The sequence below is a fragment of the Lacticaseibacillus kribbianus genome (genome assembly GCF_020180945.1).
In the GTDB taxonomy this organism is placed as follows: Bacteria; Bacillota; Bacilli; order Lactobacillales; family Lactobacillaceae; genus Lacticaseibacillus; species Lacticaseibacillus kribbianus.
The window spans coordinates 1,050,013-1,062,899 of record NZ_JAIPUL010000001.1 but is presented as its reverse complement, the minus strand read 5'-3'; the positions used below and the strand labels follow the sequence as shown (position 1 = coordinate 1,062,899).

Genomic DNA, 12,887 nt, shown 5'->3' with positions numbered 1-12,887 from the left:
ATGACAGAATTCAAACACGAAACAGTGCTGCTCAAGGAGGCCACGGCCGCCCTGGCCATTCAACCCACCGGCACCTACGTCGACTGCACCCTGGGCCGCGGCGGCCACACCCGGCGCATCCTGGACGCACTAACCACCGGCCAGCTGTACGCCTTCGATCAGGACGCAGCCGCCATCACCGCGGTTGAGGCGACGCTCGGCGACCGGCCCAACCTGCACCTCATACATAAGAACTTCAGAGCCATCAAGGACGCGCTGGCCGAGCGCGGCGTGACGCAGGTCGACGGCATCCTGTACGACCTCGGCGTGTCTTCGCCGCAGTTCGACGACTCCAAGCGCGGATTCAGCTACCGCTTCGACGCACCGCTGGACATGCGCATGGACCAGAGCCAGGCGCTGACGGCCCGCACGGTAATCAACGACTGGTCGTTCCAGGACCTGGTGCGCATCTTCAGCCGCTACGGCGAGGAAAAATTCGCCAAGCCGATTGCCCGCCAGATTGAGCGGGCTAGGGCAGAGAAGCCGATCGAGACCACGTTCGAGTTGGTCGAGCTGATCAAGGCCGGGATTCCGGCCGCGGCACGACGCACCGGCGGCCACCCGGCCAAGCGCGTGTTCCAGGCGGTGCGCATCGCCGTCAACGACGAGCTCTCCGCCTTGGAGGATTCGCTGACCGCCGCCCTGACGCTGCTGGCGCCGGGCGGGCGCATCAGCGTGATCACGTTTCAGTCCCTGGAGGATCGGCTGGTCAAAACGATGTTTCGCGAGGCGACCGCCTTGCCGGATCTGCCGCGCGACCTGCCGGTGGTGCCGGCGGGGCTGACGCCCGACTTCGTTCTTCCGGTTCGCAAGCCGATTCTGCCCGATGAGGCGGAGCTTGCGGCCAACCACCGCGCGCACAGCGCCAAGCTGCGCGTGATTGAAAAGCTTGATAAGGAAGGTGACGTTCATGCAGGATAGTACCGCACGGCAGCTGGATTACGCCCAGCCCGCCATTCAGCCCCAGCCGCGGCCGACTGTGGTGCCGACCCCGACGCCAACCGCTCAGCCCGCACCCAAGAAGCGCCTGGCGCTGAGCCCGCTTGAACGGCTGCTGACCTGCCTCTGCGGCCTGGCTGTGATGGTGTTTGCGCTCGGCTACCTGACAACCACGATGCAGCTGGCCGGGCTCAACCGCACCTACCAGACGGTTCAGCGCGAAACCACCACCCAGCAGCAGGGCGTCGCGGACGCCAAGCAGACGGTGGGGGAGCTGTCCAACTCTAGCCGGCTCGAGAACTTTGCCAAGGCCCACGGCTTCACCGTGATCGAGGGCAACATCAAGCGTGTGACGAATCAATGAAAAAACTTTTTTCCAGACGACAAACGAATGCGAGACATCCCGAGTTCAACCGCAAGCTTTTCGGCATTCTGCTGATTGGTCTGACTGCGGCCATCGGTCTTGCATTCGTTTGTCGTTTTGCGTATGTCGCCTTGGGCGGCAGCATCGACTCCAAGGACCTGAAGACCTACCGCAACAACCAGTACCACCGCGATGCCGTGCTGCCCGCCAAGCGCGGTGCCATCTACGACCGTCACGGCAGCGTGATTGCGGAGGACGCCAATACATACACCCTCTACGCCGTTTTGAGCAAAAAGACGACGGACGGCAAGGCCAACGTGGACGGCAAGACCAAGCTCTACGTCACGGATAAGGCCAAGACCGCGCAGGTGCTGGCCAAGTACCTGCCGCTGACCGCAAAGCAGATTCTGGCCTACCTCAACCCCAAGGGCAATCCGTACCAGGTCGAGTTCGGCAAGGCAGGCCGCGGCCTGTCGCTGGCGATCAAAAACCAGATCGAGGCCGCCAAGCTGACCGGCATCGGCTTCACCGACAGCCCGTCGCGCCTGTACCCCAACGGCGACTTCGCCAGCTACACCATCGGCCTGGCCACGCCGCCCAAGGACAACAGCACCAAGAACCCGCTGGTTGGGGTGATGGGGCTTGAGCAGCAGTTCAACACGCTGTTGTCCGGCACCGACGGCTACACCAGCTCGCAGTACGATGTGTACGGCTTCAAGCTGCCGCAGGCCAAGACCAAGGTCAAGCAGGCGGTCAACGGCGGTTCGGTCACCACGACTTTGGACGCCAGCCTGCAGTCCTACCTCGAGACCCTGATGACCAAGGTCGCCACCGCGTACCGGCCGAAGGTGCTCAACGCGGTGCTGATGAACGCCAAGACCGGCGAGATTCTGGCCGCAAGCTCCCGGCCGACCTTCGACCCGAGCACGCGCGAGGGGCTGACCTCCTGGCGCAACGCGCTGGTCGAGGACGTCTACGAGCCCGGCTCGGTCATGAAAATCGTCACCCTGGCCAGCGCCATCGAGGCCGGCACCTACCGCCCGGACGAGTACTACCAGTCCGGCCGCATCAAGGTGGCCGGCGGCACGGTGGCCGACTGGAACGACGGCGAGGGCTGGGGCAGCATTCCGCTAAGCCAGGCCTTCACTCGCTCAAGCAACACCGGGATGGTGCGCATCGAGCAAGAGCTCGGCGAGGCCAACGAGGCCAAGTACCTCAAGGCCTTCCACTTCGCGGAGGCCACCGGCGTCGCGCTGCCCAACGAGAACGCCGGCACGTACTCGCTTAAAAACCCGCTGCAGCGGCTGAACATCTCCTTTGGCCAGGGCATCTCGGTCAATGTGATGCAGATGCTGCAGGCGACGACGGCGATTGCCAACGGCGGCACGATGATCCAGCCCCGGCTGATCAAGAAGACGGTGTCCAAGACCGGCAAGGTGACCACCTACAAGCGCCGCGTGGTCGGCCAGCCGATCAGTGCGAACACCGCAACGCAGGTGCTCGACGCGATGCGCAAGGTTGTCACCGAGGACTACGGCACCGGGGCGCCGTACGCGATCAAGGGCGTCGATATGGCGATGAAGACCGGGACCGCGCAGATTCCGCGCGCGGACGGCAAGGGCTACGTGACCGAGGGCGACAACGCGCTGCACAGCGTGATGGCGATTGCCCCGGCCAGCAACCCGAAGTACATCGTCTACGTGACCCTGCAGCAGTCGCAAAAGAACGTCGAGGTGCCGATCGCCACCAAGATCAACCAGGTCTTCCAACCGCTGTTGAAGCGGGCGCTTGCGCTTGACGCCAGCACCGCGGCCAGCGGTGCCAGCACCCAGGCGACCGTGCCCGCGGTGACCAACGACGCCGTCGCCACCGCGCAGACGGCGGTGACGGAGGCCAAGCTCGCCGCGGCGGTGGTCGGCACCGGCAACCGCGTGGTCGCGCAGCTGCCGCAGGCCAAGACCGCGGCCTTGACCGGCGCCCGCGTGCTGCTTTTGACCAACGGCGCGATGACCATGCCCGACGTGTCTGGCTGGTCCAAGAGTGATGTGTTAAAATTAGCACAATTGACTGGTAAAAAATTCAAACTGAGCGGCACGGGGTACGCGAGTCACCAAAGCCTGGCCAGCGGGGCGCTGCTGGGCGACGATCCCGTCACCGTCACGTTCGCCAATACTAAGTAATGGGGTAGGATAATGCAATTCACACAGATGTTGATCCCGATGGTGATCGCCTTTGCCATCACGGTGATCGCCATGCCGCTGTTCATCGGCTACCAGCGCATGCGCAAGGAAGGCCAGACGATCCGCGAAATCGGCCCGAAGTGGCACGCCAAGAAGAACGGCACGCCGACGATGGGCGGCCTGATTCTGGTCGTTGCCATCATTGTCGCGGCCCTGTTCACCGGCTGGTGGCAAAACCAGCTGACCGTCAGCCTGCTGATCGGGCTGTTCGTCCTCGCGCTGTACGCGGCGCTTGGCTTCTTCGATGATTTCATCAAGGTGGTCAAAAAGCGCAACCTCGGGCTGCGGGCCTGGCAGAAGCTTCTCGGCCAGCTGGCCGGCGCGGCGGTCTTTCTGGTCGCCTACTTCCACGAGGGCTTCCCGCACACGCTGGCGCTGCCGCTTGTCGGCAGCCTGAACATCGCCTGGGTCTACGTCGTGTTCGCGATGTTTTGGCTGGTCGGCTTCTCCAACGCGGTTAACCTGAGCGACGGCATCGACGGCCTGTGCGCCGGGCTGAACATCGTGGCCTTCGGCAGCTACGCGATCATCGCGGTGCGCCAGGACCGCACCGACGTCCTGATCCTCTGCCTGGTCACCATCGGCGCGATGATCGGCTTCCTGCTGTTCAACCACAAGCCCGCCAAGATCTTCATGGGCGACGTCGGCAGCCTCGCGCTCGGCGGGATGCTCGCGGTGGTGGCACTGCTGCTGAACCGGCCGTGGTCGCTGCTGTTGATCGGCATCGTGTTCGTCGCCGAAACCGCCAGCGTCATGATTCAGGTGTTCGTGCACCACTTCTTCCACCGGCGCGTGTTCAAGATGACGCCGATTCACCACAGCTTCGAGATGTCGGGCTGGTCCGAGTGGCGCATCGACATTGTTTTCTGGCTGACCGGTGCGGTGGCCAGCGCCTTGTACCTGTTACTATTCATGTAGAAAGAAGATCAGTTCAATAATGAAACAGATCACCTCGTACCAAAACAAGAAGGTTCTCGTCTTAGGCCTGGCCAAAAGCGGCGTCAACGCCGCCAAGCTGCTCCACCGCCTGGGGGCCTTGGTCACCGTCAACGACAAGAAGGACTTCGACGACAACAAGGACGCCCAGGCGCTGTTGGCCGAGGGCATCCGCGTGATCACCGGCAGCCACCCCGTTGAGCTGCTCGACGAGGACTTCGCGCTGATGGTCAAGAACCCGGGCATTCCCTACAGCAACCCGATGGTCCAGCGCGCGCAGGAGCGCCACATTCCGATCATCACCGAACCGGAGCTGGCCTTTCAGGTCTCCGATGCGGCGTGGATTGGCATCACCGGCAGCAACGGCAAGACGACGACCACCACGCTGATCGGGCTGATGCTCAACGAGGCCAACCTGGGTGGGCACGCCTACGACGCCGGCAACATCGGCATCCCGGTCTCCGCCGTTGCGCAAAAGGCGGGGGCCGGCGACACCATCGTCGCCGAGCTGTCGAGCTTTCAGCTGGTCGGCACCACCACGCTGCACCCGCACATCGCAGTGCTGACCAACATCTACGAGGCACACCTGGATTACCACGGCGACCGCGCGCATTACGTGGCGGCCAAGATGCACATCACCCAGAACCAGACGAAAGACGATTACTTCATCATGAACTGGGACCTGCCGGAGATGCACGAGCTGGCCAAGAAGAGCAAGGCGACCATCGTGCCGTTCTCGCGCCTCGGCGCGGCCGGGGCCCGTGCGACCCTGACTGACGGCGACCTGTGCTTCGACGGCCAACCGATCATGGCGGCCGCCGACCTGCAGATTCCCGGCGAGCACAACATTGAAAACGCGCTGGCGGCGATCGCGGCGGCCAAGCTGTCCGGCGTGCCCGACGATGCGATCAAGGCGGTGCTGAGCCGCTTCACCGGGGTACGTCACCGCATTCAGTACGTGCAGACGGTGGCCGACCGCAAGGTGTACAACGACTCCAAGGCGACCAACGTGGAGGCCGCGACGGTGGCCATTGAGGCCTTCAGCCAGCCGGAGGTGCTGCTTGCCGGCGGCCTTGACCGCAAGCTGTCCATGGCCGACCTGATTCCCTTGGTCAAGGCGCACGTGCGCCATCTGATCGTCTTCGGCGAGACCGCACCGCTGCTGGTCGACGTCGCCAAGGCGGCCGGCGTGCCGGTCGAGGTGACCCAGGACGTGCAGACGGCGGTGCCGTTGGCCTTTGCGGCCAGCCAGCCGGGCGACGTGATCCTGCTGTCGCCGGCCGCGGCCAGCTGGGATCAGTACCCGAACTTCGAGACGCGCGGCGACCTGTTCATCGCCGCCGTCGAGGCTTACGCAAAAAAGGAGAACTGAGATGCGACTGATGATTTCCGGTGGCGGCACCGGCGGGCATATCTACCCGGCGCTGGCTTTGATCGAGCGGCTCAAGGCGACCGGCCAGCTGGAAGCGGTGCTGTACGTCGGCACGGCCAAGGGGCTGGAGAGCCGAATCGTGCCCAAGGCCGGCATTCCGTTCGAGACCCTGGAGCTTCAGGGCTTTAGGCGCCGCCTGACGCTTGAGAACGTGCAGACCGTGCGCCTGTTTCTCGCCTCGCTGAAAAAGGCCAAGCAGCTGCTGCGGGCGTTCAAGCCCGACGTGGTGGTCGGCACCGGTGGCTACGTGTCCGCGGGCGTCCTGTTCGCCGCCACGCAGCTGCACATCCCGACGGTGATTCACGAGCAGAACTCCGTGGCCGGGGTGACCAACAAGTTCCTGGCGCGCTTCGTGACCAAGATTGCGATCACCTTCCCGGAGGTCGCCGCCAGTTTTCCGGCCAAGAAGGTCGTGATCACCGGCAACCCGCGGGCTCAGCAGGTCGCGGGCCTCAAGCCCAATGACCGCCTGGCGGACTTCGGGCTGGACCCGAAGCGCCGGACGCTTTTGATTTTCGGCGGCTCCCGCGGCGCGCCGAAGATCAACCAGGCCGCACTCGCCGCGCTTGACGCCTTCGGCAAGGCGGACTTTCAGACCCTGTTCGTCACCGGCAGCGTGCACTACGAGCGCATCAAGGCCCAGCTGCCGGCGACGCTGCCGGCCAACGTGCAGGTCGTGCCGTACGTCGACGACATGCCGGGCATCCTGCCGGACATCAGCTTGGTGATCGGCCGCTCCGGGGCCACCAGCCTCGCGGAGCTGACGGCGCTGGGGCTGCCGAGCGTGCTGATTCCCAGCCCGAACGTGACGCATAACCACCAGTTCGTCAACGCGCACGCGCTGGCGGACCAGGGGGCGGCCCTGGTGATCACCGAGCCGGAGCTTGACGCGCAGTTCGCCGACACGATCATCGAGCTGATGCAAGACGATCCAAGGCTGTTGCAGATGGCCAAGGCGGCCAAGGCTTTGGGCACCCCGACCGCGGGGGATGACCTGATCGCGGTGTTGCACCAAGTGATCGAGAAGAATTAGACGTAAGTGAGGTGTTAGGCGTGGGCAGACGAAAGCCTGAGCAAGACCCGCTCACGCCTTGGGAGGCCTACCAGGCCAAGCAGGCGCGGGCCAAAAAAAAGGCGGCGAAGCTCAAGCTGCCGGCGGTCAGCCAGCTGCGGGCCAGACACCGCCAGCGCAACCTCGCGCTGGTGCTGACGCCGCTGGTGATCCTGCTGGCGTTTTTCGGCTACATGGTGTCGCCGTGGGCGCGCGTCGCCTCGGTGTCCGTCACCGGCACGACCAACGTGCCGATCCAGTCGGTGATCGATGCCAGCAAGCTGGACGACGCCAAGACCATCCTGGGAATGCAGCTGCACCGCCGCGACTTCCTGAAGCGGATCGCGCGCCAAGTGCCGGAGCTGCGCCAAGTCTCGGTGAGCGTCAGCGGCCTGAACCGCGTGGTGCTTCACGTCAAGGAGTACACCCCGGTCGGCTACGTGCAGCAGAAGGGACGCTACCGCCTGATCCTCGAAAACGGCGCGCTGATGCAAGACAGCACGGCGACGCCGGTCAACAACTACCCGGTGTTCACCGGCTTTGACGCCAAGGCCGCGACCAGCTTGGCCAAGGCGGTGCGCAAGTTCCCGGCGGCGGTGCGCCGGACGGTCAGCGAGGTCAAGGCGACGCGCGGCGGGGGCAATCCCTACCAGATCACCCTGACCATGACCGACGGCAACACGGTGGTGGCGGACTCGCGCACGGTGGCTAAGAAGATCAGCTACTACCCGGCCATCGTGGCGCAGGTGAAGACGAAGGGGACCGTGGACCTCGAGGTGGGCGCGTTTTTCACCCCCTACGCGAAATAAACGGCAGAATATTCAATTTTTCATTGGGTTTGCTGAATTGACGGGGTACGAACTAACCGCCCCTGTGGTAAACTTGGACTAGTCATATTTATCATAGAACAATAACGATTGGTAAAGGAGGTTCGGTCGACATGGGAAATCGCGACTTATACGTCGGTCTTGACATCGGGACAACGTCGATCAAGGTCATCGTGGCCGAGTCTGTGCAGGGGTCCCTCAACGTGATTGGGGTCGGCAGCCAGCGTTCCGAGGGCTTGTCCCGCGGCGTGATCGTCGACATCGACAAGGTGGCGGGCGCCATCCAGGGGGCCGTGGCCCAGGCGGAGGAGAAGGCGTCGATTAAGATCTCCGAGGTCGTGGCCGGGGTCCCGGCCAACGCGCTGCAGATCGAGCCGGTCACCGGCATGATCGCGGTCGGCGATCAGTCCAAGGAGATTCAGGACGCGGATGTGCGCGCGGTGGCCGCGGCGGCCTTGGTCCGCAACCTGCCACCGGAGCGCGAGATCCTCTCGCTCACACCGGACGAGTTCATCGTCGACGGCTTCGACGGCATCAAGGACCCCCGCAACATGGTCGGGGTGCGCCTGGAGATGCACGGTCTGCTGTTCACGGTGCCCAAGACGGTCCTACATAACACGAAAAAGGCGATCGAAAAGGCCGGCCTGACCATCCGCTGCATGGTCGTCGCGCCGCTGGCGGCCGCGCAGGTCGCCTTGAGCGACGGCGAGCAGGACTTCGGCACCGTTTTGATCGACATCGGCGGCGGCCAAACCACCGCGGCGGTGATTCACGACCACAAGCTGAAGTTCACCGCGGTCGATCCGGAAGGCGGGGAGTACGTCACCAAGGACATCTCCCAGGTGCTGAACACCGACTTCAAGGATGCCGAGAAGCTCAAGCGCGACTACGGCACCGCCGACTCGCTGGCGGCCGCCGAGGGCAACCGCTTCCCGGTCACCGTGGTCGGCAAGACCGAGCCCGCGATGATCTCCGAGAAATACCTCGCCGAGATCATCGAGGCGCGGATGACCCAGATTTTTGACCGGCTCCACAGCGCGTTGACTCAGGCCAAGGCGCTGGACCTGCCGGGCGGGGTGGTCATCACCGGCGGCACCACCGCGCTGCCCGGCATCGAGGCCTTGGCCCAGGACGTCCTGAGCCAGGGCCGCGATCAGGCCCTGGCGGTGAAACGCTTCATGCCCGACGAGATGGGGCTGCGCCACCCGGCGTTCACCCAGGCGCTGGGCCTGATCACCGCCGCGGCCAAGATGACGGACATCGACATTCTGGTCGCCGCGGTCCTGCCGACACCGGTGGCCGCGGCCACCCAGACCACCGCCACGGCGACAAGCCAGGCGGCACCGCAACCGCAAGCACCCGAGCCCAAAGAGAAGAAGCCTTCTGCACTGCGTCGCTTCTTCGGCAATTTCTTCGAATAATAAAGAATTTTCCTAGGAGGAACGACAATGGAATTCTCACTTGATGCACAAAACGACACCGGGGCAGTGATCAAGGTCATCGGGGTCGGCGGCGCCGGCGGCAACGCGGTCAACCGCATGATTGCCGAGGACGTCAAGGGCGTGGAGTTTATCGCCGCCAACACCGACGTTCAGGCCCTGGCCAACTCCAACGCCGAAACCAAGATTCAGATCGGTCCGAAGCTCACCCGCGGCCTGGGTGCCGGCGCCACCGCCGACATCGGCCAAAAAGCCGCCGAGGAGTCCGAGGAGGCCATCCAGCAGGCGCTTGAAGGCGCCGACATGATCTTCGTCACCTGCGGCATGGGCGGCGGCACCGGCACCGGGGCCGCCCCGGTGGTCGCCAAGATTGCCAAGGACCTGGGCGCGCTCACCGTCGGCGTGGTCACCCGGCCGTTCACCTTCGAGGGCCCACGCCGCGCCAAGAACGCCAGCGAAGGCATCTCCCAGCTCAAAGACGTCGTGGACACACTGGTGATCATCGCCAACAACCGCCTGCTCGAGATCGTCGACAAGAAGACCCCGATGCTCGAGGCCTTCCACGCCGCCGACAACGTGCTGCGCCAAGGGGTTCAGGGGATTTCCGACCTGATCACCAGCCCCGGCTACGTCAACCTGGACTTCGCCGACGTCAAGACCGTCATGGCCAACCAGGGCAGCGCGCTGATGGGCATCGGCTCCGCCACCGGCGAGAACCGCACCATCGAGGCGACCAAGAAGGCGATCTCCAGCCCACTGCTGGAGGTCTCCATCGACGGCGCCAAGCAGGTGCTGCTGAACATCACCGGCGGTCCGGACCTCTCCTTGTTTGAGGCCCAGGACGCGTCCGAAATCGTGGCGCAGGCCGCGACCAACGACGTCAACATCATCTTCGGGACCTCGATCAACGAGGAGCTCGGCGACGAGGTCGTGGTCACCGTGATTGCCACGGGCATCGACGAGGCCGCCGTTGAGGCGGGCCGCGGTGCGCGCACGGCCTCCCGTCCGGCCCCGGCGGCCAAGCCTGCCGCCAAGCCAGCGGACGATCCGTTCGGCAACTGGGACCTGCGCCGCGAGCCGAGCCAGCGCCCGGCGCCGACCGACGCCAACTTGGACAAGGCGGAGAAGAAGGATTTTGACATCTTCGAAAGCCAGCCGCAGGCGACCGACGGGGACAAGGGCGACGATCAGCAGCCGCCGTTCTTCCGGTTCCGCCGCCAGTAATTATTGAACGGAGGTGAAGGCGATGGCCTTTGAAAAAATTTCCACCAAATTCAATCAGTTCTTCGCCCTGGACCCCGAGGATACCGAGGAGGTCGCCCCCAAGGCGGCCAGCACGGAGCGGCCCCAGGCACCGGTAGCCGCCGGCACCCAGCCGGCGCGTCCGGCCACGGCACCGTTTCGCGGCAACAAGGTCGTGGCAATGAACGAGCCGACCAGCAAGGCAGCCAAGATCGTGGTCTACGAGCCGCGCATCTACTCGGACGCCAAGGAGATCGGCACCCACCTGCTGAACAACAAGGCGGTGGTCGTGAACTTCGATCGCATCACGCCGGAGGATGCCACGCGCATCGTCGATTTCCTGACCGGCACCGTGTTCGCCATCAACGGCGAGATCAAGCGGATCGGCCAGATGATCTTTCTGGTCACGCCGGCCAACTTCCAGATTGACGGCAGCCTGGCCGACACCGTCGGCCAGGACGCCGACTTCGACCTCGCAACCCCCTAAGGAGGTGTGGGCATGATTCTCTATCGGCTTTACCAGGTCCTGAGCACCGTGCTCGAGGCCTACATGCTTGCGCTGGTCGTGTACGTGCTGATGTCCTGGTTCCCGGGCGCGCGCGAGTCGGCGCTCGGGCGCTTTTTGGCCCGCATCTGCGAGCCGTTTTTGCGGCTGTTCAGCTTCCTGCCGACCTTCGCGGGGCTGGACTTCTCGCCGCTTCTGGCCTTCTTCGCGCTCGGCCTCGGCCAGCGCGTCCTGTTTTGGATTTTTTCCGCGCTGGTGACGGGCTGATGGCCGACGTGTATCAGCACTTCAGAAAGGATGAGGCGCCGTTCATCGCCGCCTTCCTGGACCAGATTGAAACCGCGGCCACGGAGTATCGACCGGTCCTGACCGATTTTCTGGATCCGCGCCAGGCCTACATCGCACAGACCCTGATCGGTCAAAACGACGCGGTGCGGCTGCACCTATTTGGCGGCATTCACGCCGCGGAGCGGGTGCGTGGACTGATTGCGCCGGACTACTTCGTGCCGACGGATTCGGACTACGAGCTTGCCGCCTTTGAAATCAAGTACCCGGAGAAGTTCGCGGAGCTTCACCACAGCCAGGTGCTGGGCACCATCGCCAACGCGGGCATCGCTCGCGAGCAGTTCGGCGACATCCTGGCCGCCGGCGGCCACTGGCAGCTTCTGACCACCGCCAGCATGGCGGACTGGGTCGAGAGCAACATCACGCGCATCGGTAAGATTGCGGTGCGGCTGGTGCCGATCGACCTGGACGCCCTGGTGGTGCCGGAGGTGGACTGGGAGGCCGCAAGCCTGACCATGACCAGTCTGCGTCTGGACAGCCTGGTCGGCCACGCCTTCAACCTGTCGCGGGCGCGCGCCAAGCACCTGGTCGACACGGAGAAGGTGCGGCTGAACTTCGCGGAGACCACCGCGCCGGACGCCGCCGTCGGCTTGGAGGACATCGTGTCGGTGCGCGGCTTCGGCCGGGTGCGGGTGCGCGCGCTGCTGGGCCTGACCAAGAAGGGCAAGCAGCACGTCGACGTCGAGATCATTCACAAATAGTAGGGGGAGAAAACAATGGCGCTGAGCCCATTAGACATTCACAACAAGGAATTCGCCAGCCGGATGCGCGGCTACGACAAGGATGAGGTCAACGATTTTCTGGCGCAGATCATCAAGGACTACGCCGCGGCCATCAAGCACAACGAGGAGCTCGAAAAGAGCCTGGCGGAGACGCAAGACAAGATCAAGTACTTCACCGACCTCAAGGACGCCCTGAACCAGTCGATCATCGTGGCCCAGGAGGCCGCCGACAAGGTCAAGAAAAACGCCGACCAGGAGGCCGAGCTGATCACGCAGCAGGCCGAAAAGAACGCGCAAAACCTGCTGACGGACGCGACCGACAAGGCCAACCACATCCTCGGCGATGCCACGGACAAGGCCAAGGTGATCACGGTGCAGACCGAGGACCTCAAGCGCCAGACCCGCGTCTTCCGCCAGCGCCTGCAGGTGATGCTTGAAAGCCAGCTGGAGGTCGTCAAGAGCCCGGAGTGGAAGGAGCTGCTCGCAAGCTCCACCGAGGCCGCCGAGTACCTTGATCCGGCCAACACCCCGGCCCCCCTTGACAACACCCCACAGCCTTCGGTAAACTCAGAGGCAAGTGAAGACAGCGACGGTGAGACCAAGTACACCGAGATCGTGTTCCCAACCGACGACGCGCCGGCGGAGCAGGAGACGGACGCGGACACGCCGGACGCTGAGTAAGTCACGTCAGAACACGCGCCAAGGCGCGGTGAGTGGACAGCGAATCGGGGACGGTGGAAGCCCGAGCCACAAGCACGCCTTGGTATCAGTTCGCAGTCGTGCGGTCGATAAGTAGGCCGCGCCGG

The 12,887-nt window shown here is 64.2% G+C and carries 12 protein-coding genes and 1 pseudogene; all 13 read left to right on the top strand.

Features of this window, described 5'->3' with window-relative positions; translation table 11 throughout:
• Entirely contained in the window at nt 1-960 is a 960-nt protein-coding gene (rsmH, locus tag LE416_RS04970; RefSeq protein WP_225047379.1) for a 16S rRNA (cytosine(1402)-N(4))-methyltransferase RsmH, read from the top strand.
• The gene (gene ftsL / locus LE416_RS13125) at nt 950-1,342 is read left to right on the top strand and encodes a cell division protein FtsL (protein WP_225047378.1); all 393 of its coding nucleotides are present in this window, start codon (nt 950-952) and stop codon (nt 1,340-1,342) included. Before rsmH ends, ftsL begins: the two co-directional genes overlap by 11 nt.
• Nucleotides 1,339-3,522, top strand: a complete 2,184-nt coding sequence (locus tag LE416_RS04960; protein WP_225047377.1) for a penicillin-binding transpeptidase domain-containing protein — start codon at nt 1,339-1,341, stop codon at nt 3,520-3,522. The genes ftsL and LE416_RS04960 overlap by 4 nt, the downstream gene beginning before the upstream one ends.
• A gap of 12 nt (nt 3,523-3,534) precedes the next feature.
• Complete coding sequence (gene mraY, locus LE416_RS04955; RefSeq protein WP_225047376.1) at nt 3,535-4,500, top strand: phospho-N-acetylmuramoyl-pentapeptide-transferase; 966 nt, start codon at nt 3,535-3,537, stop codon at nt 4,498-4,500.
• 19 nt (nt 4,501-4,519) lie between these two features.
• Nucleotides 4,520-5,890: a UDP-N-acetylmuramoyl-L-alanine--D-glutamate ligase gene (gene murD, locus LE416_RS04950; protein WP_225047375.1), complete on the top strand. Its 1,371-nt coding sequence runs from the start codon at nt 4,520-4,522 to the stop codon at nt 5,888-5,890.
• Nucleotide 5,891: 1 nt separating this feature from the next.
• Nucleotides 5,892-6,983 (top strand): undecaprenyldiphospho-muramoylpentapeptide beta-N-acetylglucosaminyltransferase, encoded by a 1,092-nt coding sequence (murG, locus tag LE416_RS04945; RefSeq protein ID WP_225047374.1) that lies wholly within the window; start codon nt 5,892-5,894, stop codon nt 6,981-6,983.
• Between the two features lie 20 nt (nt 6,984-7,003).
• A complete protein-coding gene (locus tag LE416_RS04940) occupies nt 7,004-7,810 on the top strand; it encodes a cell division protein FtsQ/DivIB (RefSeq protein WP_225047373.1) in 807 nt (268 codons plus the stop codon).
• A gap of 131 nt (nt 7,811-7,941) precedes the next feature.
• On the top strand, nt 7,942-9,249 hold the full coding sequence (gene ftsA / locus LE416_RS04935) for a cell division protein FtsA (RefSeq protein ID WP_225047372.1): 1,308 nt from the start codon (nt 7,942-7,944) through the stop codon (nt 9,247-9,249).
• A gap of 27 nt (nt 9,250-9,276) precedes the next feature.
• Nucleotides 9,277-10,227: pseudogene (ftsZ, locus tag LE416_RS04930) on the top strand (cell division protein FtsZ); the annotation flags it as partial.
• Between the two features lie 286 nt (nt 10,228-10,513).
• Entirely contained in the window at nt 10,514-10,996 is a 483-nt protein-coding gene (locus LE416_RS04925) for a cell division protein SepF (RefSeq protein ID WP_225047370.1), read from the top strand.
• A gap of 12 nt (nt 10,997-11,008) precedes the next feature.
• The gene (locus LE416_RS04920) at nt 11,009-11,281 is read left to right on the top strand and encodes a YggT family protein (protein ID WP_225047369.1); all 273 of its coding nucleotides are present in this window, start codon (nt 11,009-11,011) and stop codon (nt 11,279-11,281) included.
• Nucleotides 11,281-12,060, top strand: a complete 780-nt coding sequence (locus tag LE416_RS04915) for a YlmH family RNA-binding protein (protein WP_225047368.1) — start codon at nt 11,281-11,283, stop codon at nt 12,058-12,060. Before LE416_RS04920 ends, LE416_RS04915 begins: the two co-directional genes overlap by 1 nt.
• Before the next feature lie 15 nt (nt 12,061-12,075).
• The gene (locus LE416_RS04910; RefSeq protein WP_225047367.1) at nt 12,076-12,762 is read left to right on the top strand and encodes a DivIVA domain-containing protein; all 687 of its coding nucleotides are present in this window, start codon (nt 12,076-12,078) and stop codon (nt 12,760-12,762) included.
• The last annotated feature ends 125 nt before the right edge of the window (nt 12,763-12,887 follow it).

Bases quoted from the DNA above. Each gene is read 5' to 3' on its own strand.
- rsmH (WP_225047379.1), top strand. From the start codon at position 1: ATGACAGAATTCAAACACGAAACAGTGCTGCTCAAGGAGGCCACGGCC.
- ftsL (WP_225047378.1), top strand. From the start codon at position 950: ATGCAGGATAGTACCGCACGGCAGCTGGATTACGCCCAGCCCGCCATT.
- LE416_RS04960 (WP_225047377.1), top strand. From the start codon at position 1,339: ATGAAAAAACTTTTTTCCAGACGACAAACGAATGCGAGACATCCCGAG.
- mraY (WP_225047376.1), top strand. From the start codon at position 3,535: ATGCAATTCACACAGATGTTGATCCCGATGGTGATCGCCTTTGCCATC.
- murD (WP_225047375.1), top strand. From the start codon at position 4,520: ATGAAACAGATCACCTCGTACCAAAACAAGAAGGTTCTCGTCTTAGGC.
- murG (WP_225047374.1), top strand. From the start codon at position 5,892: ATGCGACTGATGATTTCCGGTGGCGGCACCGGCGGGCATATCTACCCG.
- ftsA (WP_225047372.1), top strand. From the start codon at position 7,942: ATGGGAAATCGCGACTTATACGTCGGTCTTGACATCGGGACAACGTCG.
- LE416_RS04925 (WP_225047370.1), top strand. From the start codon at position 10,514: ATGGCCTTTGAAAAAATTTCCACCAAATTCAATCAGTTCTTCGCCCTG.
- LE416_RS04920 (WP_225047369.1), top strand. From the start codon at position 11,009: ATGATTCTCTATCGGCTTTACCAGGTCCTGAGCACCGTGCTCGAGGCC.
- LE416_RS04915 (WP_225047368.1), top strand. From the start codon at position 11,281: ATGGCCGACGTGTATCAGCACTTCAGAAAGGATGAGGCGCCGTTCATC.
- LE416_RS04910 (WP_225047367.1), top strand. From the start codon at position 12,076: ATGGCGCTGAGCCCATTAGACATTCACAACAAGGAATTCGCCAGCCGG.